Source organism: Variovorax sp. WS11 (assembly GCF_010499245.1).
Lineage (GTDB): Bacteria > Pseudomonadota > Gammaproteobacteria > Burkholderiales > Burkholderiaceae_C > Variovorax.
In genome coordinates this window covers 1,478,232-1,497,543 of record NZ_JAAGOW010000001.1, presented here as the reverse complement: position 1 = coordinate 1,497,543, position 19,312 = coordinate 1,478,232, and the positions used below count along the sequence as shown (strand labels likewise).

Below are 19,312 nucleotides of genomic sequence, written 5' to 3'. Positions count from 1 at the left end.
CTTGTGGCACGCACTTTGCGGTAGCCCGATCACTAACAGCGATTTGACGCAGTTGGATCGTGGTTGAAATGCGCCCACCGCATTGGACGCCACGCATCACCAGGCACTAGGAGACGGTGCGCCTGACTATTCATACCAAAAGGAGCATGTGGTGACGAAGGAATATAGGAATTTCATCAATGGCGAGTTTGCAAGCTCGACCTCGGCATCCAGCCTATCGGTACTCAATCCGTCGACGAACGAGACGCTTGCTCGTGTGCCAAGTTCGGACATTGCAGAGGTGGACGCCGCTGTTGCCTCCGCACGGGAAGCGCAGCTGGGATGGGAACGGCTGCCCGCAATCCAGCGGGCTAACTACCTTCGTCAGATTTCAAAGAAAGTTCGCGAGCATAGGGATCGTCTCGCTGAACTGATCACCCGGGAGCAAGGCAAGGTTCTCGGTCTGGCGCAGGTCGAAGTCGATTTCACCGCCGACTACATTGACTACATGGCCGAATGGGCTCGCCGGATCGAAGGCGAGGTCATAACCAGCGATAGGCCGAATGAAACGATCCTGTTGTTGCGCAAGCCGATCGGCGTTGTGGCCGGCATCCTGCCGTGGAATTTCCCCTTCTTCTTGATCGCCCGCAAGCTCGCGCCGGCGCTCGTGACCGGGAACACGATTGTGATCAAGCCCAGCGAAGAGACGCCGCTTAACGCCTTCGAATTCGCCCAACTTGTCGCGGAGTGTGATCTCCCGCCGGGTGTGTTCAACCTGATCGGAGGAGGGCGGGAAACTGGCGCGGCCCTGGCTGGTCACCGCGGCGTTGACCTGGTTTCTTTCACCGGCAGTGTCGGAACCGGTGTCCACATCATGCGAGCCGCGGCCGAGAACCTCACCCGTGTCAATCTGGAGCTCGGCGGCAAGGCGCCGGCCATCGTGCTGGCGAGTGCGGACCTGGATCTCGCCGCCAACGCGGTGTATCAATCGCGCATCCTTAACACCGGTCAGGTCTGCAACTGCGCCGAACGCGTATACGTAGAGCGCTCGGTCGCTGGCGCGTTCACGGACAAGGTCGTCGCTTTGATGAAGGCGACCACGTACGGCGATCCGCTCGCGGACCGTTCCGTGTCCATGGGCCCCCTGATCAGCGCGGCGCAGCTTTCAAAGGTGTCCTCTGCTGTCGAGCAGGCGCGCAAGCAAGGTGCGCAGGTAGTCTTGGGTGGCAGGGCTGCAGATCGTGACGTGGGCCATCACTACGAGCCCACCGTGCTTGCCGATTGCAGCCATGAGATGGACATCATGCGGACGGAAACGTTCGGCCCGGTGCTTCCCATTCAGACGGTCGATTCGTTGGATGAGGCGGTGAAGTACGCCAATGACTCCGAGTATGGCCTCACGTCGTCGATCTTCACCAACGACCTGAACGCCGCAATGCATGCTTGCCGTGAGCTGAAGTTCGGCGAAACGTACGTGAATCGGGAGCATTTTGAAGCGATGCAAGGCTTCCATGCAGGACGGCGAAAGTCAGGCATCGGCGGCGCAGACGGCAAACACGGTCTCTACGAGTACATGGAAACGCAAGCGGTCTACCTGCAAACCAAGTAATGGCGAAGCAACCGACGCCCATACCACGAAGAGGATGCCTCGATGAATAGCATGCACACGCCAATTCCGGTCGCGATCCTCGGATCGGGAAACATTGGTTCGGACCTGATGTACAAGATCCGCCGCAACCCGATGTTCGACTTGCGATTGGTGGCGGGAATCGATCCCTCCTCCGAAGGCCTTGCTCGAGCCCGGGAACTCGGACACCGAACTTCGACAGACGGTGCTGAAGCTGTTCTCGAGGAGAAGGGAGTTCGCATCGTCTTCGACGCGACATCGGCGCGCGCACACAAGGGGAATGCTCCTCGTTTTGCGGAAGCCGGGATCTTCGCGATCGATCTCACACCGGCAAAGATGGGCCCGAGCGTCGTACCGTGCGTCAATATGTCAGACGGGTTTGACGCGATGAACGTGAACTTGATCTCATGCGCTGCACAGGCAACGGTTCCTATTGTTTTCGCCGTTTCCCGGGTAGCAGGGGTGAAGTACGCGGAGATCGTTGCGACAGTCTCCAGCCGCAGCATCGGCCCCGGCACGCGACAGAACATCGAAGAGTTTACGTTGACCACGCAGCGTGCCTTGTCTCAGGTCGGTGGCGCAACACGAGGCAAGGCGTTGGTTGTCATCAATCCTGCCGATCCGCCGGTGATCATGAGGAACACTGTCTACACCGTGCTGGAAAGAGCCGCCGAACCGGAGGCCGTCAGAAAGTCTGTGTTCGACATGGTTCGCCAAGTGCAGGCCTATGTACCCGGGTATCGATTGACTGTCGAACCTTTCGATCGCGGCGATCACTTCATGATTGGCGTCGAGGTTGAGGGTGCGGGTGACTTCCTGCCGACTTACTCAGGCAATCTGGACATCATCAATGCCGCGGCCGTGGCTGTCGCGGAACACTACAGCGCAACGATCAACTAGGAATTCGCGATGACAAGTATCACTTTCGTCGATGTTACGTTGCGCGATGGCAATCATACGTTCCGGCATCAATTCACTCCGCAGATTGTTGAGGCGACTGCCGCGGCGCTCGACGCGGCGGGCGTTGACATCATTGAGGTGGGGCATGGGGACGGTCTCGGGGGGAGTTCCCTTCACGTCGGGAAGGCTCCTGCGACCGATCGCCAACTGCTCGAGGCCGCATGTCGCAGTGCGCGTCGTGCAAAAGTGGCCATACTGATGCTGCCTGGCTTTGGCTTGTTCGCGGATCTCGAGATGGCTGCAGAAGTCGGCGTAAAAGTGGCCCGCATTGCGACGCACTGCACCGAAGCCGATGTTACTGAACAGCATATCAAGAGGGCCAAAGATCTCGGTATGTTCACAGTCGGCTACCTCATCTCTGCGGGCATGGCCTCGCCGGAGAAGCTTGCAGAGGAGGCGCGCAAACTGGAGTCCTATGGTGCCGACTACGTGAACCTTGCGGAGTCGCAAGGCCATCTTGTGCCGAAGGAGGTAGCGCAAAGAGTCAGCGCCGTTCGAAATGCGATTCAGGTCCCGATCGGATTCCACCCGCACAACAACCTCGGCCTTGCGATAGGAAATATCCTGGCTGCAGTGGACGAAGGCGCGACATTCATCGACGGAAGCCTGAAGGGTTTTGGCGGTGGCGCAGGCAACGCCCAGACCGAAGTTGCCATCACGGCGCTCAAGCGTGCGGGACACAAGGTCAACGCTGACATATTCGGGATCATGGACGCTGCAGACGTCTTTGCCCATCAAGTGGCGCCTCAGCCTATGCCGGTCATCGACAACAATTCGCTGCTTATGGGATATGCGAATGTCTATGGTGGCTACGCCTATCCGGTCAAGCATGCTGCAGAGCAGTACGGCTGCGACCCGCGGGAACTGGTGTTGCGCCTGGGGGAACGCAAGGTCGTCGCTGCTCAAGAGGACGTCGTTGTCGAGGAAGCGCAGCGTCTGGCGCTGTTGTCGAGAAAGGCGGCGTAGCTATGGACGCGTTGGCCTTCGCTCACCGGGTTCCCTGCTGGGGTCCTTTCCCGCCCGGCGCACCCAGTCGGACGCATATTTGTCTTGGCTCTCCAGAGGCCAAGCGTTTCGCAAGTCACCAGAGTCTTCTTCTCGTCCATCCCGGTCGAAGGGTCCGCGCGTCGCCATATCTGGCTGCTTAGGGGAATAGATATGGCACTCCTCATATTTCGTATCGCCTTCTCCTTGTCTGACAGATTGAAGAGCTGGGGGGTGCTGCATCGCTCTCAGCTTCTTGAGAACTTCCAGTTTGTTGCCTGCACGGCGGAGTTCGGCTTGATCTTTGATGGGCCTGCATCGAAGTTGTAGCTGCCAGTTCAACACCCATTCGAATCCGTTTCGTCGAAACGCTGTCGGCAAGCTGTTCCACTATTCAGAACCATTCACCCCAGAGCGGCGCGAGGCGAGATGCGCCATGTTCCCCGCAAGCAAGCCACTTTAGACACCCACCAGATCGCTATGCAAGTAACCAAAACACCAATCGGCCACTTCATTAACGGCCACATTGTCGCCAACACCTCTGGCCGTGCGCAGGACGTGACCAACCCAGCCGCGGGCATGGTGACCGGCGCGGTCGGGCTGGCAAGCGCCGCCGAGGTGTGCGAAGCGGTAGCCGCTGCGCAGGCCGCGTTTCCAGGTTGGGCGGATACGCCGCCAATCCGCCGCGCCCGGGTGATGTTTAAGTATTGGGGGCTGCTGAACAAACACAGGGACGAGCTCGCCCACCTGATCACCGCCGAGCACGGCAAGGTCTTCACTGACGCGCAGGGCGAGGTCGCGCGCGGCATCGACATCGTCGAGTTCGCCTGCGGCATCCCGCAGCTGCTCAAGGGCGACTACACCGACCAGGTCTCCACCGGCATCGACAACTGGACCTTGCGCCAGCCGCTCGGCGTGGTGGCCGGCATCACGCCCTTCAACTTCCCGGTGATGGTGCCGATGTGGATGTTCCCGGTCGCCATCGCGGCCGGCAATACCTTCGTGCTCAAGCCCAGCCCGACCGATCCGAGCCCCTCGCTGCGCATGGCGGAGCTGCTGAAGGAGGCAGGCCTGCCCGATGGCGTGTTCAACGTCGTGCAGGGCGACAAGGAAGCGGTCGACGCGCTGATCGAGCATCCCGACGTCAAGGCCATCAGCTTCGTCGGCTCGACGCCGATCGCCAACTACATCTACGAGACCGGTGCGCGCCACGGCAAGCGGGTGCAGGCGCTGGGCGGCGCCAAGAACCACATGGTGGTGATGCCCGATGCCGACATCGACCAGACGGTGGACGCGCTGATCGGCGCCGGCTACGGCTCCGCCGGCGAGCGCTGCATGGCGATCAGCGTGGCGGTGCTGGTGGGCGACGCGGCCGACAAGATCATGCCGAAGCTGATCGAACGCGCGAAGACGCTCAAGGTGCTCGACGGCGAAAACCTCGCGGCCGAGATGGGCCCGATCGTCACGCGCGCGGCGCACGAGCGCATCACCGGCTACATCGCGCAGGGCGAGAAGGAAGGCGCGAAGCTGCTGGTCGACGGCCGCCGCTTCGATGCCAGTCAGGTGGGCGACGGCTGCACCGGCGGCTTCTGGATGGGCGGCACACTGTTCGACCACGTCACGCCCGAGATGCGCATCTACAAGGAAGAGATCTTCGGCCCGGTGCTCTCCTGCGTGCGCGTGCCCGACCTCAAGGAAGCGGTGGAGCTGGTCAACGCGCACGAGTTCGGCAATGGCGTGGCCTGCTTCACGCGCGACGGCAACGTGGCGCGCGAGTTCTCGCGCCGCGTGCAGGTCGGCATGGTGGGCATCAACGTGCCGATCCCTGTGCCGATGGCCTGGCACGGCTTCGGCGGCTGGAAGAAGAGCCTGTTCGGCGACATGCACGCCTACGGCGAAGAGGGCGTGCGCTTCTACACCAAGCAGAAGTCGATCATGCAGCGCTGGCCCGAGAGCACGCCCAAGGGCGCCGAATTCGTGATGCCGACGGCGAAGTAGGGCAGCGTGTAATCGAACCTCTAAACGACCAGATTGACCGAGAACTCCTCTCATCGCCGGCCAAGCCGGCCCGCAGAACAAACGAGCACAAGGATCCTCACGATGAAGATACCCATCCAGAAGGTAAGCGAAGCCGCACTGGAAATCATGAAGCGAGCTGCGATCGAGATTCCAGTCGACTACAAGAATGGCATTAAGGAGAATGGCACTTACTTTGGCCTGCACGCGTGACCGTGTCGCTGCACATGTCGACGGGCCTGCTCGCGCGGCGTCTTCAGCCATGGGTACGGTTTGGGCCGTCGCTTTCGCATTCGCGGCTCGATGCGCCCTGGGCGGTGGCCGACTTTGGATTGAGCGATCAATGCGAACAGCCGCTGGTTGTCCTTCGCGGCGCATAGTCCGCGCGTGGTCCACTCCGTCCATAGTTGCACCGTGTGTTTGAAGCTCAGGCCGCGCGGATCGACGCCGGCCTTGCAAGCGGCCTGCGCCATCAGCAGCCGGATCACGTTGTAGGCCAGCAGGTGCACCCACATCTGTTTCTCGTTCATCTGCGGCGTCTGGCAGCTCAGCACCTCCATGCCCGTGGTGGTCTTGAGGTTTCGCAGGTCCAGCTCGACGTTCCAGCGGCGTGCGTAGAGCGCCGACAGATCACTCTTGCTCACCTCTCGAGGCTCCAGCAGCGTGGTGACCAGCACCTGGTGGCCCACCTTGGCTTCGCGCAGCATGATGTCCTCGGGCACGCGCGCGTACTGCTCGTGTGTCATCCACTCGGGACGCGCCGGCCTGGGCCAGCACACGATGTGATCGCGCGTGCCCAACTGCTGGCCGCGGCGGAAGTCCGTGATCCGCGCTCCGTGCTGCTCGAACACGACGTCCACGCCCTTGTCCAGCAGCGCGGCGATCAGGAAGTAGTTGCAGTACAGCGCGTCGGCGAGCATCACATCGCCCGCGCCAAAGCCTTCGAGCAGGCGGCGCACCAGCGCGAGTTCTCCGCTGCCCTTGCCGCTGTACGGGCCAATCGCCGCGTCCAGGGCTGCTCCAGTGGCCAGGCAGATCACCGCCACCAGCCGCGCCAGCGGGAAGCCCACGCCCGGTGCCTGCGTGCTGGGCTGCGGATACACCGCCTGGTTCTCGGGCGTGTCGGGCATCGACAGGCCCGTGCCGTCCACCAACTTGACCGCGCGGCCTCGCCACTTCCAGGGCGCCAACGCCTTTGCGCTCAGCTCGCGCCCCGTTTGCTGTGTGAGCGCCGTGACCATCTCCAAGGGCAAGCGCTGGCGAGCCTTGCAATACGCGCCCGTGCGAACGCTGCACGCGCTCAACCCGTCGGCCGCGCGCTGCGCCGCCCAGCCATTGACCGCCTTCTGGCATGAGCCATCGGCCTCCAGCGTCTGGCGCATGAACATCGACAGCGTCACCGTCGGCGGATACAGCCGCTCGCGATGCTCGGGCAGCAGCGCTTCGGTCGTCTCGAGCAACTGCGGGCTCGTCAGGATGTTGAAGAACTCCACCGCCTCGGTCGTGCGTGCCCGCCGTTGAATGCCTCTGCGGCGTTGATGCAAATCGCTTCGGGCTTTACGATCCATGCTGGCTGGCCTTTGGTGAGATGGTTTGGATGCTTCGTAACCAACCATCCTATCGATCCAGGGTCAGCCACCCTCCCTTTGCAATCAAGCACTTACGCCTCGCCGACGGCTCAGCGGCCCAAAGTAAGTGCCATTCGCATTAAGGAAGCCCAGAAGACGGAGACAGGCAAGCTGCCGCGCTTCGTCATCCATGCGATGCAGGACAACTGGGAGGCCGCCGATGAAGACCGACGCCCAATGTGCGCAGATACCGGCCTGCCCCGCTACTACGTCAAGGTCGGCAACGATGCCTCGGTCGAATCGGGATTCGTCGCCGTTGAACACGCCCTGCGAAAAGCAACGTCCGACGCGACCCAACTTGTCCCATTGCGTCCGAATCGGGTTCATCCTCTTTGGCGCACGGACCACAACAACAATGTGGGCATCAACGCGCCCGAGATCGAGTATTCATTCGAGCCCGATGCCGACTGGATCGACATCACCACTGTCCACAAAGGTGGATTGTTTGGCACCGACTACCGCATGCTGTTTCCAGGAGATGGTATCGACGGCATAAAGCGCTTTGTGCTCGACACGCTGATCGCCTTCGGTAAACGCGGCCTTGCCTGTCAGCCAGCGATAGTCGGCATCGGTCTCGGAGGATCCAAGGACACTTGCATGCAGCTGGGCAAGCAAGCCGCCTGCCTGCGCATAGTTGGCGACCGGAACCCAGATCCGAAGATTGCCGAGTTGGAGCTTGAGTTGAAGAAACTTGGAAACTCGATTGGCATGGGCGCCATGGGTTTCGTTGGCTCCTCCATGGTGGTCGACTGCCACATCGAGGTCGGCTACACCCACACCGGGGGCATGCCGATCAGTATTCATACGTTCTGCCTGTCGTCGCGCCGGGCCACGGCGCGCATCCATCCGAACGGCAAGATCGAGTACCGCACCGATCCTCTGTGGTTCACACCCTATATGCGTCGGGAGACAGTCGAATGGTAGACAACAACGAAACTGATGAAATCAAGGTGTTTCATCTCAACCTGCCCGCGACAACGGAAGACATCTCGAAGCTCGAGCTTGGTTCCGCGGTCTACCTCAACGGCGTGGTCTACACGGCGCGTGAAGGTGTTTACAAAAAGGTGCTTGAGAACGACGTTCCTCTTCCGCTGGATCTGAGATCCATAAGCAACGTCAACTTCCATTGTTCTCCAGCGGCCGCACCAAACGACCAGGGAGGCTACAACGTCGGTGCTGTGACCGCCACCGCAAGCTTCCGCTTCTCGAAGTGGATTCCGGGTTGGCTCGAGCGCACAGGCGCGCGTATCCTGATCGGCAAGGGCGGGATGCCTGCTGAGGACTACAAGAAGATCCTGGCGCCGGGCGGGGCCATCTATCTCACCACCGTAGGATACGGAACGGGTGCGTTGCTGGGCCGTGGAATCAAGCGAGTACGTGACGTCTTCTGGCTGGATGAGCTTGGCATTGCACAAGCGATGTGGTTGTTCGAAGTCGAGAACTTTGGGCCGTTCATCGTCGAGAGCGACCTTCAGGGCAACTCGTTGTTCGCGCAGCACGGCGAGGTAATCAACGCCGGAATCGAGAAGCTGTATGCCGGTCTCAAACCGCCAGCGCTTCATCGATATGGCGAGACGGATGACCGCCGCAATGAAGTGATGTAGACGGCTCCGTACGACGCACTTCAGCAATCTCGGAACTCACAGCATGATCATTGATTTTCGGATCCGTCCGCCGGTGGGCGGATTTCGCGAGACCCTTATGTACTCCGCGGGGGAGCGCCGCGATGGCTTCACTAGAGCCGTCGGCTTCGAACCGTCGATTGCCGCGCAGAAGCAATCCATGGAACTGCTCCTTCAGGAGATGGACCAATCCAAGGTCGATCGCGGGGTGGTCGTGGGGCGTCTCGCCGGAACCTTGGGCAGCGTTCCGAATGAGCACGTGCGGAGGATCGTCCAGGAGCACCCCAACCGATTTATTGGAGCGGCATCCATCGACCCGACGTCGAGAATCGGTGCCTGTAAGACGATCGACGAAGCGCTGGAAGCGGGCTTTAAGCTGATCAACATCGAACCTGGTTCATATCCTATTCCGATGTATGCAGACGACCGGCGGCTCTATCCCATCTACGCCCATTGCGAAGACCGTCAGGTCCCCGTGATCATGATGGTGGGCGGGACCGCGGGGCCGGACTTGAGCTATTCCGATCCCATCCGTACGGACCGTGTCCTTGCAGACTTTCCAAACCTCAAGGTTGTCGTCGCACATGGTGGCTGGCCATGGGTCACCGAGATCCTCCACATCGCCTTTCGCCGTACCAACCTGTACTTGTCGCCTGATATGTACTTCTCGCGGATGCCAGGTTGGGAACAGTACGTCACCGCGGCCGACACGTTTCTCTCCGATCGGATGCTTTATGCAAGCTCATTCCCGTTCTGCCCTGTCAAGGCCTACAAGGATTGGTTTGAGACCCTGCCCATCAAGCCCGAGAACCTGGCCAAGGTAATGGGCGAGAACGCCAGGCAGTTGCTCGACATCTGACGATTCGGAGTTCAAAAGTAAACCGGTACGCACACGGCTTCAGCAACATCGAGAAGCAAGGCGTCATGTTGGCGCTTCCTGGACCTAAGACCACACAATCAACTGAGACTAAACAACCCCATGGCCCTCATCAACTACATCACCCAGATCCAGATCGACTTCGGCGCAGTACAACTGCTTGCACAGGAGTGCGATCGCATCGGCATTCGCCGCCCGCTGATCGTCACCGACGTCGGCGTCCGCGCCGCAGGCGTGCTTGACCGCGTGACCGCTCATCTTGGAGCCGGACGCGACTTCATTGTGTTTGATGCCACGCCATCGAACCCCACCGAGCGCGCGGTGCGCGCCGCTCTCGCCCTCTATGTCGAGAACCAGTGCGACGGCATCGTCGCTGTCGGGGGCGGTTCTCCGATTGACCTGGCTAAGGGCGTCGCCGTTTGCGCCACGCACAAAGGACCGCTAGTGTCTTTCGCCGCGATCGAAGGCGGCATGGCGCGCATAACCGCAGCGACGGCTCCTGTGATCGCCGTGCCCACCACCGCCGGCACCGGCAGCGAGGTTGGCCGCGGCGCGGTCCTGATCCTGGACGACGGCCGAAAGGTCGGCGTGATCTCTCCATTTACCGTGCCGCGCGTTGCCATATGCGATCCCGAGCTCACGCTCGGCCTGCCCCCCATGCTGACCGCGGCCACCGGCATGGACGCCATCGCGCACTGCATGGAGACATTCATGGCGCCGGCGTTCAATCCGCCGGCTGACGGCATCGCGCTCGATGGGCTGCGCAGGGCTTGGAAGCACATCGAGACTGCGACGCGCACTCCGAGTGACAGAGAGGCTCGCCTGAACATGATGAGTGCCTCGATGCAGGGCGCGCTCGCGTTCCAAAAAGGCCTTGGCTGCGTGCACAGTCTGAGCCATGCGCTGGGCGGTCTCATTCCCCGCTTGCACCACGGAACGCTCAACGCGATCCTGCTGCCCGCCGTCATCCGCTTCAATGCCGAGGCACCCTCGATGCGCAAGGATGAGCGCCTGGCGCGGATGGCGCATGCCATGGGCCTGGGCGGCGCCGACGACGTGGCGCCCGCTGTGACTGCGATGAACCAACGGCTCGGATTGCCGAGCGGCCTGACTGCGATTGATGTTTCCCCCGACATTTTTCCGCAGATTATCGAACGTGCACTCAAAGACCACTGCCATAAGACCAACCCGCGCGAAGCAAGCCCAGGCGACTATGAGGCAATGCTGCGTTTATCGATGTAGGTCTCGCTGGCCTCAGAAAACGCACCGCCGAAAGACAAGCCGATGAAAAGACGCCATCGATCTAGTACCTCGTCGGCTGGCAGCGCTCCAGGTATGCCGAGAACTATTCAATCTTCCAAGGAAATGACATGACTACGAACACCTATCCCGACACCCGCCTGCTAATCGCCAACGAATGGTCCGATGCGCTGAGCGGCAAGACCATCGACGTGGTCAATCCGGCGACGGGCAAGGCGATCGGAAAGGTTGCCCACGCCGGCATCCCTGACCTTGACCGCGCGCTAGCCGCGGCGCAGCGCGGCTTCGAGGCGTGGCGCAAGGTGCCGGCCATCGAACGCGCGACGACCATGCGACGTGCCGCCGCGCTGGTGCGCGAGCGCGCCGCCGACATCGCTCGCATGCTGACGCTGGAACAGGGCAAGCCTTTCGCTGAAGCCCGGGTCGAGGTGCTGGCCGGCGCCGACATCATCGAATGGTTTGCCGACGAGGGCCGTCGTGTCTATGGCCGCATCGTGCCGTCACGCAACCTGGCGGCGCAACAACTGGTCCTGAAGGAGCCGTTGGGCCCGGTGGCCGCTTTCACTCCATGGAATTTCCCGATCACCCAGATCGTGCGCAAGCTCGCCGCAGCGCTGGCTAGCGGCTGCTCGTTCCTCGTGAAGGCGCCCGAGGAAACGCCTGCCTCGCCAGCGGCGCTGCTGCAGGCGTTCGTGGATGCCGGCGTGCCCGCCGGCACGATCGGTCTCGTGTTCGGCAATCCGGCAGAGATCTCCAACTATTTGATCCCACACCCGATCATCCGGAAGGTTACCTTTACCGGCTCGACCCCTGTGGGCAAGCAACTGGCCTCGCTGGCCGGCGCGCATATGAAGCGGGCCACCATGGAGCTGGGCGGACATGCGCCCGTGATCGTGGCCGAGGACGCGGACGTGGAACTGGCGGTGAAGGCGTCTGGCGGCGCTAAGTTCCGCAATGCCGGGCAGGTCTGCATTTCGCCGACCCGGTTCTTGGTGCACAACAGCATCCGCGACGAGTTCGCGCGTGCAATGGTGAAGCATGCTGAGAGCCTAAAGATTGGGGACGGCCTAAGCGAGGGAACCACGCTCGGCCCACTTGCTAACCCGCGGCGGCTGAGCGCGATGGCCAAGTTGCTCGAGGACGCACGTGCCTCTGGCGCGACCGTGGCGACCGGTGGCGAGCGTATCGGCACCGACGGCAACTTCTTCGCACCGACGGTGCTGACGAATGTGTCGCTGCAAGCCGATGTGTTCAACAACGAGCCCTTCGGCCCAATCGTTGCCATTCGTGGCTTCGACACGCTCGGGGAAGCGGTCGCGGAGGCAAATCGCCTGCCGTATGGGTTGGCAGGGTTTGCCTTCACCCAGTCGGTCAAGAACGTGCACCTTTTGTCGCAGCAGCTAGAGGTAGGCATGCTCTGGATCAACCAGCCGGCCACGCCCACGCCCGAGATGCCTTTCGGCGGTGTAAAGGATTCGGGCTACGGCTCTGAAGGTGGGCCCGAGGCTATGGAGCCGTACTTGGTGACTAAGGCGGTGACGATCATGAGTGCATAGGCTTGACCGCCGGCCGGAGCGGCGCCGCTACATTGACGCGGCCGCTTCCGCCGATGATTAGCCGATGGATATCGTCAGAAAGCCTGCATGTTAAAGCCCGAGATCTGCTCAATCGTTGTCGAGATGGTAAGGCTGAAGCGGCGCGCGTATGCGCATACCGGCTGACACCGAGTGTTCGTCACAACGATCTCGGTAGGAGGTGGAAATACATGACTACTATATTCACCAAAGGCAAGGAACGGAACGACTTCTTCCTCGATCTTGTCGACTTTAAATGGCTCATGGCCGGCGTGGGCTGGTGGGTCGATTTGTCGCGTCTGCAGAGCGACAGGATTTACATCGAAGAGTGCCTGCAGCGTGCCCTGAAGAGTGACTCCGAGTTGCTGCGGGAGCGCTGCGTCGAATTGCTGGGCTTGCGGCCTGGCTTGGATACGTTTCGAGAGCAGCTTCGTAGAGCCTAAACGGTTTGAAGTAGCGGCGTTAAAGACGTGGGTTGAACGGCTCAAAGCAAACTCAGTATCGCGACGCGTGAAGAAGCTGGCCTCCCTCGTGCTCCTCCTGGCAATGGCGTTTCCCTGCGCGGCGGAGTCTGGCGGGGGAACAAGCAGTGCCACAGCCAACATCAAATTCACCGTGGAGGTATCGCCGGTTTTCAAGGTTCTGAGGACGACGCCTGCCGTGGATGGCTACGAGTACCGGATCTGGACAAACATAAAGTCGGTTGTGATCGACGGGAAAGAGTATCGATTCAACGGAGTTGGCGAGGCGATCGTATTTATACCGTCCTCGAAGGGCGGCTTTATTGTTCATGGGCTGTAGCCGCATTGCGTCGTGAGTCCCGACGGCTCGCGGCCGCTGCGGCATGTTTCTCGAATACCGCGGCCGAGCCTGACACATCTGCCGCACGTTCAAGCCGCGATACGCCGCCTGTAGCGCTCGGGCGGCGGAGCGCACGCAATGCGCACCGCTAGCCGTTGATTGCGATGGCCTGCTCGACTGAATGCCTGCCGACGGAAGCGCTGTGTTCTGCGAAGCGAAGTCGAGTAGGAACAGGTCGGTCGCTTCAGCGGACACGCCTCACGCTCGTCAAGCGAGCGAATATCAGCGGCTGGTCCGGGTCACCCCCGCGGAGCCGTTCGCGGCGGCTCGCCATGACCTCTTCGCGGGCGCCTGCGGAAGTAGGGAGGCCGCATCTGGCCTGAACATGTGCGGCTACCTGCCCGACGTGCGGACTCTCGAGCGCGTGCTTTCAACCAGCCCGTCCCGGCCATAACGGCCCTTGAAGCTCTAAGTGCAAACCCTAACGTCTGGGCCAAAACTTGCTTCTAGTGGGAAAGACGCGTGGTCGCACATTCAGCCAACAGGTGAAACGTCGGGCACTGTTTCACTTCGAACCACATGTGGGCCATGAAACGTGTCGTTTGGAAACACCTGCCCGAACAGTCGGGCCCTCCAAGGCTGAGGAAACTGCCTTTCCGGCGCGTTTTCATTGATTGGGTCAGGAGGGCGTGCACTGGCATGCACATTGCGTTGAGCTTCGCAGACGCCGCGATCACGCGGCTTGAACTACCGAATCTCAGGAGTATGCGCGGTGACAACGTACTACCGGATCTCATCAACGGCGACGTCCTCGAGATATCACATCCAGACTGGATGCTCGACCGCCGATGCGCATCAAGATGCCAAGTCACCGAGGGTTCGATGACGACCCTAGACCAGCCGTAAAGAGCGTCGCTTGTCATAGCGGCCGCCCGAGATGAAGGCTCGACGTGTGGCTCGGTCCACGGTGAGTCTGGAGTGCGCTTCCCTAATAACCCATGAAAGAGAGACATCATGAAATCCACGCAATCGGCGCGCAGTGCAATCGAAGACGCCGGCAGGCGGCACTTTGTAAGGACGATGAGCAAAATCATGGGCGCCGGGGTGTCGCTTGGTGCCATTCCAATGGGCTTGATGGCGCAGGGTACGTCAGGCGCGCTTCAAGACAGTATCGGGGTTGGCTGGCTTCGGCTCGCGTGCACAGGGCAGTCCTTCGTGGGTGACGGAGCAGGCCATGGCGCCTGGCAGCAGCTGATGGTGCGCAATGAGATGTTCAACGCAGGAGCGGAAGCGATCGAGGCTCTTTCCGCAGGGGCCCTTGATTCAAGCTACCTGGGCGTCACGCCTGCGATCGCTGCCATTACGCGCGGCATGCCAGTAAAGATCTACACGGGAGGCCATATGCGTGGCATGGGTCTCGTGACGTTGGGCAGTTCACCCATCAAATCAGTCAAGGACCTGCGCGGCAAGACCGTTTCCACACTGGGCCGTGGCTCTCTACCTGACATGCAGTTGCGCGTCACTGCCAGAGAGCATGGGCTAGATCCAGACAAGGACTTCAATCTAGTGACTCTGCCGTCTGCGGATGCCATCAATGCGCTTGCGAAGGGTTCAGTCGATGCCCTTATGAACTGCCCGGAATGGCCCCAGGTCGCGCTAACAACGATCAAGGGGTCTCAGCTAGTGGCAAGCGACGCGAACGGCACCCTTTGGCATGGCCCAAATACTCAATGCGTCGTTGTTATCGTGAAGTCGGCGCTGGCGACGTCAAAGCCGCGGGTGCTCAAGAAGCTGCTCCACGTCCATGTCAAGGCAAGCCGGACGATGATTGCCGAATCCGCCAAGTCCGCGGAGATTATCTCGAAAATGGAGGGCGCACCGCTTGAGGCGACAAAGCTAGCACTTAGCCACATGCATATCACGCCAGTTCCAAGCATCGACTCTTTAACGAAGTGGCGGGACAAGATGGTGGAGTTTGGCTTCATTCCGAAGAAGGCAAAGATGAACGACATCGTTGACCTGCGGCCGTTGCGTGAAGTTTTGGTCGAAACCGATGAGAAGCAATGGCTCGCAGATCTCGACAATGAGATCAAAGTCCTGGAAGAAATGAAGCGCCGCGAAGGCTGATGAATCTACCCATCGGAACACCAACGTGAATACATCAGAACTCCGAATCCCGGCGGCGGCTTCGTCAAAGCGGTCGGGAATTGCAAACGCAGCAACTGCCCTGGCCAGGCGTCGTTTCCTGGTAGTGATTCCGCTCATTGTTATCTGGGAACTTGGCGCATATTTCGGCGCGACCGGGACGGCCCTTCCAGCCTTCTCCACGGTTGTCGAAACATTCTTGAGGGGGCTGTTTACCCTACCGGGCGCAGGCCCCTACGGCGGCCCCGGTGATGTGCCGATTCTCTTCTACCAAGCTGGGAGCAGCTTGGTGCGCGTGGGAGCTGGCTTTGGCTTTGCAGTGTTGATTGGGATTCCACTGGGATTCGCGATGGGCTACTTCAAGACCGCCAACAGCAACTTGGACCCCATCATCTCAACGTTGCGGCCGATACCACCGATCGCATGGATCCCACTCGCCATTCTTTGGTTCGGACTTGGAATGAAGCCGACCATCTTCATCATCTTTATCGGAACACTTTTCCCAATTGTGCTCAACACACAGCAGGGGGTTCGTGGCGCTTCGCGCCGCCTCACAGAATTCGCCTTGGTGCTTGGCGCAAGCAGAGGTCAGATCCTGCGGAAAGTCATCGTTTACGAAGCGTTCCCATCGGTGATCACAGGCATGCGGGTCGGATTCGGCATCGGTTGGATGTCGGTCGTCGCCGCAGAGATGATTGCCGCGAAGAGCGGTCTGGGATACCTCATCATGACCGCGCGCTGGGTCTTCGCAACGGACATGGTGCTCGCCGGGATGCTAATGATTGGCCTGATCGGTTTCGGCGGAGATCTGGTGTTACGTTCGATCGAAGCGAGATTCATGCGCTGGCGCGCGGCAATGGTGGTTTCATGATGTCCAACTCAGATTACTTGTCAATTCGTGGTCTTGGTAAGACCTTCACTGCGGCCTCGGGCCAGCGGCATGTTGCGGTGGGGGAGGTGGACCTGAGCATCGGTGAGCACGAGTTTGTCTCGATTATTGGCCGCAGCGGTTGCGGCAAGTCGACCATTCTTCGGATGGTTGCAGGATTGGAGCCCTGTGAACAGGGTCGTATCGAGCTTGATGGACGACAGGTCAACGGACCTGCCGCGGAGCGCGGGCTGGTGTTCCAGGAGTACGCGTTGTTTCCTTGGCGCACAGTCAGCGAAAACATCGGCTTTGGACTTGAGATCCGAGGCTTACCAAAGGCTGAGATCATCTCGACGGTTTCGAAGTTTGTGATGATGATTGGCCTCAATGGCTTCGAGAACTCTCTACCCTGGGAGTTGTCTGGTGGCATGCGACAGCGCGTTGCGATTGCGACCGTGCTAGCTAACAATCCCAAGATGCTTCTTATGGACGAGCCATTTGGTGCGCTTGATGCTCAGACTCGGCTCACCATGCAGTTCGAGCTGTCACGGATCTGGATGGAAACGCGCAAGTCGGTGCTCTTTATTACGCACTCGGTGGAGGAGGCGGTTTACTTGTCGCAGCGGGTCGTCGTGATGAAGGCAAAGCCGGGGGCCATCCAGGAGATCGTAGACGTAGACCTGCCGTTTCCGAGGGATATTGCTTCTAAGGGGTTCAACGACATGCGGACTAAGCTGCTGAATATGTTGCTGGACCCAGTGACGGGTGCCCATTAGGAGTCGCGATGAAGCTGCTCTTGAGACTAATTGGGCTGTTGCTGTCATTGTCCGCAATCTCCGTGTCAGCCGGCTTTGCAAACGTTGACCTGTCGGAGGCACGCTGCTGTACGAAGTTGTCGCTTTCGGACGCGCAAGGCGTAAAGCGTTCTCTCAATGACTATCGCGGCAAGGTCGTTGTGGTTACGTTTGGCTTCACACAATGCCCGGACGTGTGCCCGACAACTCTGCAGGCTCTGGCTGAAACAATGAGCCTTTTAGGTGAGCAGAGCAAGAACGTGCAGGTACTTTTCGTCACGCTCGATCCCCAGCGGGACACTCCGCAGATTCTGTCGAAGTACGCACCTTCGTTCAATTCGTCTTTTGTTGCTCTGCGAGGTTCCGATGCAGAGACCAACCTAGCGGCGGGGGAGTTTCGAGTGATATTCCAACGTGTGCTCGGCACTACGAAGGGCACTTATTCGATTGATCATTCGGTCGGCGTGTATGTGCTCGACAGAAACGGAAAGGCACGGGTTTTCGCACGTTCGGCAGATCCAAAGAAGCTCGCTTCCGACATCGCACAGCTCTTATGAATAAGAACAAGGCGGCTCTTGAGAGCCGGAGTGTTTCCAGGGCGCCCATCAGGAATGAGGAGGAGTGGGTGATCGTGGGTAACTGCTTTGGTCCGATAGCTATTCCCAAGAGCGAAGTCGATGCGTTCTACCGCGGCAGCCGCGTTTTTCTCGTCTGGGGGCTAGTTGCCGCCGTGCTGCTTGCTTCGGTCGTTGCGCTGTTCGCGTGATGCGTCTTGAGAGGCGTGTCGATTTGCTCCGTAGTCAACTACATCGGGCGGCTCAGTTCCTGGAAATTGATACCGCTTCTCTTCTTCGGCACCTGAATCGGACTCACACTATGAACCCCGTCTCAACCGTTGGTATCGCCACTAGGCGACTTCTAGTTGCCGTCGCATGCTGTGTAGGTCCACTCATGGTCCACGCGCACGAATATTCCGCCGGGGCTCTCAAAATAGTTCACCCGTTTGCTGCTGTTTCCCCTCCAGGAGCCACCAGTGGGGCCGCGTTCATCGTGCGTATCGAGAACGCTCGTCCAGAGCAGGACCGGCTCATCCGAGCCACTTCGCCGATTGCATCGCAGGTGCTCTTGCACCAGCACGAGACTACGAGCAACGGCGTGATGAAGATGCGCGAAGTTGGCTTTATCTCAGTTGAAGGAGGCGCAAACACGAACCTGGGGAGGGATTCTGGTTATCACTTGATGCTTCACAAACTACAAAAGCCACTTGTGGCCGGTGACAAGTTTCCAGCCACGCTTTATTTCGAGAGGGCTGGGCCCGTTGAAGTTCATTTCGCCGTCACGCCCTCCGCATCCGGGTCAGCGGATAAGGTCCAGCACCACAAACACTAGTCGATTCCGCCATTCCTTTGGAAAGGGTGACTCTGAATCAGGGCGGCGAGAGCGCGACCATTCATCGCCATACGCGGGTCGAAGAGTTTGGGAAACGTTTCGATGGTCCTAGGTTTTCTAAAGTTGTGGTCATCTTGTCCCTGTATGGGCGCGTCGTCAGGAAGGGGCTGGCGAACGAACGACTTCGACAGGCCCGATCCCGCTGTAGACGATCTCGCCGTTCTTGAGTGACGTCACAGTCCACCGCTCGCCCGGCGTCACCTTGTAGTCGCCAAGGTCCAGTGGCAGCTCTCGCTCCTCATGGATGCCCAGGCCCAACCAGGATGGCATGCGCAATAGCGTTGGGCTGCGGGGGAAAAGTTCTTGGGTGGGTTCGAGTGGGTTCATGCTTCGCCGATATTGCCTTCGTCGTCCCACGCTTCCCGAGCCACCCCAACCGGATCACGGTTCACGTTCCGGCGATAGACCTCTTCAGCCAGATCCAAGACCTGGTGAGGGTCGGCTAAGCCTTCCGCCAACCTGCACCACTCGGCCAAGAAGGCGTGCTGCCACCTGAACCACGGGTCGTTCGCCAACTTCGCTAAGACATCGTTCATCTCAGGATCTTCATCTGCCATTCCTGCAACACCCAGGCTTGCTCGTGCTTCTCTAGTCCGACGACGCGGATCTCATCGCCCAGCACCGAGGTCACCCGCGGCTCATAGAGATGCGGGCCGCTCTCGTTTTCCGTGCCGCTCAGAAACAGGACCACCACCATCCGGTCTTCCGCGGTCTTGCGCATGCTCAAG

General features: G+C 60.1%; 22 protein-coding genes. 18 read left to right on the top strand and 4 right to left on the bottom strand.

The genetic code is table 11. The annotated features are described in order from the left end of the window. Positions 1-151 precede the first annotated feature (151 nt). The 5 genes from aldA (at position 152) to GXN78_RS41895 (ending at position 5,779) form a co-directional block, all read left to right on the top strand. Positions 152-1,588 (top strand): aldehyde dehydrogenase, encoded by a 1,437-nt coding sequence (gene aldA / locus GXN78_RS07595; RefSeq protein ID WP_106555919.1) that lies wholly within the window; start codon positions 152-154, stop codon positions 1,586-1,588. A 42-nt stretch (positions 1,589-1,630) separates the two neighbouring features. Next, entirely contained in the window at positions 1,631-2,506 is an 876-nt protein-coding gene (locus tag GXN78_RS07590) for an acetaldehyde dehydrogenase (acetylating) (protein WP_275407564.1), read from the top strand. A 9-nt stretch (positions 2,507-2,515) separates the two neighbouring features. Further along, positions 2,516-3,532 (top strand): 4-hydroxy-2-oxovalerate aldolase, encoded by a 1,017-nt coding sequence (dmpG, locus tag GXN78_RS07585; RefSeq protein ID WP_106555832.1) that lies wholly within the window; start codon positions 2,516-2,518, stop codon positions 3,530-3,532. A 498-nt stretch (positions 3,533-4,030) separates the two neighbouring features. Then, positions 4,031-5,548 carry a CoA-acylating methylmalonate-semialdehyde dehydrogenase gene (locus tag GXN78_RS07580; protein WP_106555830.1) on the top strand — a complete coding sequence of 506 codons (1,518 nt, stop codon included), beginning with the start codon at positions 4,031-4,033 and terminating at the stop codon, positions 5,546-5,548. A 102-nt stretch (positions 5,549-5,650) separates the two neighbouring features. Continuing rightward, positions 5,651-5,779 carry a hypothetical protein gene (locus GXN78_RS41895; protein WP_275407563.1) on the top strand — a complete coding sequence of 43 codons (129 nt, stop codon included), beginning with the start codon at positions 5,651-5,653 and terminating at the stop codon, positions 5,777-5,779. Here GXN78_RS41895 and GXN78_RS07570 read toward each other — a convergent pair. Next, positions 5,758-7,134, bottom strand: a complete 1,377-nt coding sequence (locus GXN78_RS07570; RefSeq protein ID WP_106561512.1) for an IS4 family transposase — start codon at positions 7,132-7,134, stop codon at positions 5,758-5,760. The genes GXN78_RS41895 and GXN78_RS07570 overlap by 22 nt on opposite strands. Between GXN78_RS07570 and GXN78_RS07565 the strand changes: the two genes are divergently transcribed. The 13 genes from GXN78_RS07565 (at position 7,105) to GXN78_RS07505 (ending at position 18,524) form a co-directional block, all read left to right on the top strand. After that, positions 7,105-8,118, top strand: coding sequence for a fumarate hydratase (locus tag GXN78_RS07565; protein ID WP_239142639.1), 1,014 nt, complete (start codon positions 7,105-7,107; stop codon positions 8,116-8,118). The genes GXN78_RS07570 and GXN78_RS07565 overlap by 30 nt on opposite strands. Then, positions 8,112-8,798, top strand: coding sequence for a fumarate hydratase C-terminal domain-containing protein (locus tag GXN78_RS07560; RefSeq protein WP_106555828.1), 687 nt, complete (start codon positions 8,112-8,114; stop codon positions 8,796-8,798). Before GXN78_RS07565 ends, GXN78_RS07560 begins: the two co-directional genes overlap by 7 nt. Before the next feature lie 43 nt (positions 8,799-8,841). After that, positions 8,842-9,675 carry an amidohydrolase family protein gene (locus GXN78_RS07555; protein ID WP_106555827.1) on the top strand — a complete coding sequence of 278 codons (834 nt, stop codon included), beginning with the start codon at positions 8,842-8,844 and terminating at the stop codon, positions 9,673-9,675. Between the two features lie 120 nt (positions 9,676-9,795). Continuing rightward, positions 9,796-10,935: an iron-containing alcohol dehydrogenase gene (locus tag GXN78_RS07550; protein ID WP_106555826.1), complete on the top strand. Its 1,140-nt coding sequence runs from the start codon at positions 9,796-9,798 to the stop codon at positions 10,933-10,935. A 128-nt stretch (positions 10,936-11,063) separates the two neighbouring features. Then, complete coding sequence (locus GXN78_RS07545) at positions 11,064-12,509, top strand: NAD-dependent succinate-semialdehyde dehydrogenase (RefSeq protein WP_106555825.1); 1,446 nt, start codon at positions 11,064-11,066, stop codon at positions 12,507-12,509. A 209-nt stretch (positions 12,510-12,718) separates the two neighbouring features. Then, on the top strand, positions 12,719-12,970 hold the full coding sequence (locus tag GXN78_RS07540) for a hypothetical protein (RefSeq protein WP_106555824.1): 252 nt from the start codon (positions 12,719-12,721) through the stop codon (positions 12,968-12,970). Between the two features lie 67 nt (positions 12,971-13,037). Beyond that, the gene (locus GXN78_RS07535; RefSeq protein WP_106555823.1) at positions 13,038-13,328 is read left to right on the top strand and encodes a hypothetical protein; all 291 of its coding nucleotides are present in this window, start codon (positions 13,038-13,040) and stop codon (positions 13,326-13,328) included. Positions 13,329-14,342: 1,014 nt separating this feature from the next. Beyond that, positions 14,343-15,455, top strand: coding sequence for an ABC transporter substrate-binding protein (locus GXN78_RS07530; RefSeq protein ID WP_106555821.1), 1,113 nt, complete (start codon positions 14,343-14,345; stop codon positions 15,453-15,455). Positions 15,456-15,480: 25 nt separating this feature from the next. Continuing rightward, positions 15,481-16,344, top strand: coding sequence for an ABC transporter permease (locus GXN78_RS07525; RefSeq protein ID WP_146163005.1), 864 nt, complete (start codon positions 15,481-15,483; stop codon positions 16,342-16,344). Continuing rightward, positions 16,341-17,117 carry an ABC transporter ATP-binding protein gene (locus GXN78_RS07520; protein ID WP_239142638.1) on the top strand — a complete coding sequence of 259 codons (777 nt, stop codon included), beginning with the start codon at positions 16,341-16,343 and terminating at the stop codon, positions 17,115-17,117. Before GXN78_RS07525 ends, GXN78_RS07520 begins: the two co-directional genes overlap by 4 nt. 8 nt (positions 17,118-17,125) lie before the next feature. Beyond that, the gene (locus GXN78_RS07515) at positions 17,126-17,692 is read left to right on the top strand and encodes an SCO family protein (RefSeq protein ID WP_106555819.1); all 567 of its coding nucleotides are present in this window, start codon (positions 17,126-17,128) and stop codon (positions 17,690-17,692) included. Continuing rightward, entirely contained in the window at positions 17,689-17,901 is a 213-nt protein-coding gene (locus GXN78_RS07510) for a hypothetical protein (protein WP_106555818.1), read from the top strand. Before GXN78_RS07515 ends, GXN78_RS07510 begins: the two co-directional genes overlap by 4 nt. 185 nt (positions 17,902-18,086) lie before the next feature. Next, positions 18,087-18,524 (top strand): copper chaperone PCu(A)C, encoded by a 438-nt coding sequence (locus tag GXN78_RS07505; protein WP_106555817.1) that lies wholly within the window; start codon positions 18,087-18,089, stop codon positions 18,522-18,524. Positions 18,525-18,680: 156 nt separating this feature from the next. On the opposite strand, the gene GXN78_RS07500 is transcribed toward GXN78_RS07505, so the two are convergent. From GXN78_RS07500 to GXN78_RS07490, 3 genes are read right to left on the bottom strand one after another with little or no spacing between them, the layout of a single operon-like run. Then, positions 18,681-18,911 carry a hypothetical protein gene (locus GXN78_RS07500; RefSeq protein ID WP_106555816.1) on the bottom strand — a complete coding sequence of 77 codons (231 nt, stop codon included), beginning with the start codon at positions 18,909-18,911 and terminating at the stop codon, positions 18,681-18,683. Further along, complete coding sequence (locus GXN78_RS07495; protein ID WP_106555815.1) at positions 18,908-19,120, bottom strand: hypothetical protein; 213 nt, start codon at positions 19,118-19,120, stop codon at positions 18,908-18,910. Before GXN78_RS07495 ends, GXN78_RS07500 begins: the two co-directional genes overlap by 4 nt. After that, complete coding sequence (locus tag GXN78_RS07490; protein ID WP_106555814.1) at positions 19,117-19,311, bottom strand: hypothetical protein; 195 nt, start codon at positions 19,309-19,311, stop codon at positions 19,117-19,119. Before GXN78_RS07490 ends, GXN78_RS07495 begins: the two co-directional genes overlap by 4 nt. Between the last annotated feature and the right edge of the window lies 1 nt (position 19,312).

Bases quoted from the DNA above. Each gene is read 5' to 3' on its own strand.
- GXN78_RS07500 (WP_106555816.1), bottom strand. From the start codon at position 18,911: ATGAACCCACTCGAACCCACCCAAGAACTTTTCCCCCGCAGCCCAACG.
- GXN78_RS07565 (WP_239142639.1), top strand. From the start codon at position 7,105: ATGCAAATCGCTTCGGGCTTTACGATCCATGCTGGCTGGCCTTTGGTG.
- GXN78_RS07550 (WP_106555826.1), top strand. From the start codon at position 9,796: ATGGCCCTCATCAACTACATCACCCAGATCCAGATCGACTTCGGCGCA.
- GXN78_RS07570 (WP_106561512.1), bottom strand. From the start codon at position 7,134: ATGGATCGTAAAGCCCGAAGCGATTTGCATCAACGCCGCAGAGGCATT.
- GXN78_RS07515 (WP_106555819.1), top strand. From the start codon at position 17,126: ATGAAGCTGCTCTTGAGACTAATTGGGCTGTTGCTGTCATTGTCCGCA.
- GXN78_RS07510 (WP_106555818.1), top strand. From the start codon at position 17,689: ATGAATAAGAACAAGGCGGCTCTTGAGAGCCGGAGTGTTTCCAGGGCG.
- GXN78_RS07545 (WP_106555825.1), top strand. From the start codon at position 11,064: ATGACTACGAACACCTATCCCGACACCCGCCTGCTAATCGCCAACGAA.
- GXN78_RS07540 (WP_106555824.1), top strand. From the start codon at position 12,719: ATGACTACTATATTCACCAAAGGCAAGGAACGGAACGACTTCTTCCTC.
- GXN78_RS07520 (WP_239142638.1), top strand. From the start codon at position 16,341: ATGATGTCCAACTCAGATTACTTGTCAATTCGTGGTCTTGGTAAGACC.
- GXN78_RS41895 (WP_275407563.1), top strand. From the start codon at position 5,651: ATGAAGATACCCATCCAGAAGGTAAGCGAAGCCGCACTGGAAATCATG.
- GXN78_RS07555 (WP_106555827.1), top strand. From the start codon at position 8,842: ATGATCATTGATTTTCGGATCCGTCCGCCGGTGGGCGGATTTCGCGAG.
- GXN78_RS07530 (WP_106555821.1), top strand. From the start codon at position 14,343: ATGAAATCCACGCAATCGGCGCGCAGTGCAATCGAAGACGCCGGCAGG.
- GXN78_RS07580 (WP_106555830.1), top strand. From the start codon at position 4,031: ATGCAAGTAACCAAAACACCAATCGGCCACTTCATTAACGGCCACATT.
- GXN78_RS07590 (WP_275407564.1), top strand. From the start codon at position 1,631: ATGAATAGCATGCACACGCCAATTCCGGTCGCGATCCTCGGATCGGGA.
- GXN78_RS07505 (WP_106555817.1), top strand. From the start codon at position 18,087: ATGGTCCACGCGCACGAATATTCCGCCGGGGCTCTCAAAATAGTTCAC.
- GXN78_RS07560 (WP_106555828.1), top strand. From the start codon at position 8,112: ATGGTAGACAACAACGAAACTGATGAAATCAAGGTGTTTCATCTCAAC.
- dmpG (WP_106555832.1), top strand. From the start codon at position 2,516: ATGACAAGTATCACTTTCGTCGATGTTACGTTGCGCGATGGCAATCAT.
- GXN78_RS07495 (WP_106555815.1), bottom strand. From the start codon at position 19,120: ATGAACGATGTCTTAGCGAAGTTGGCGAACGACCCGTGGTTCAGGTGG.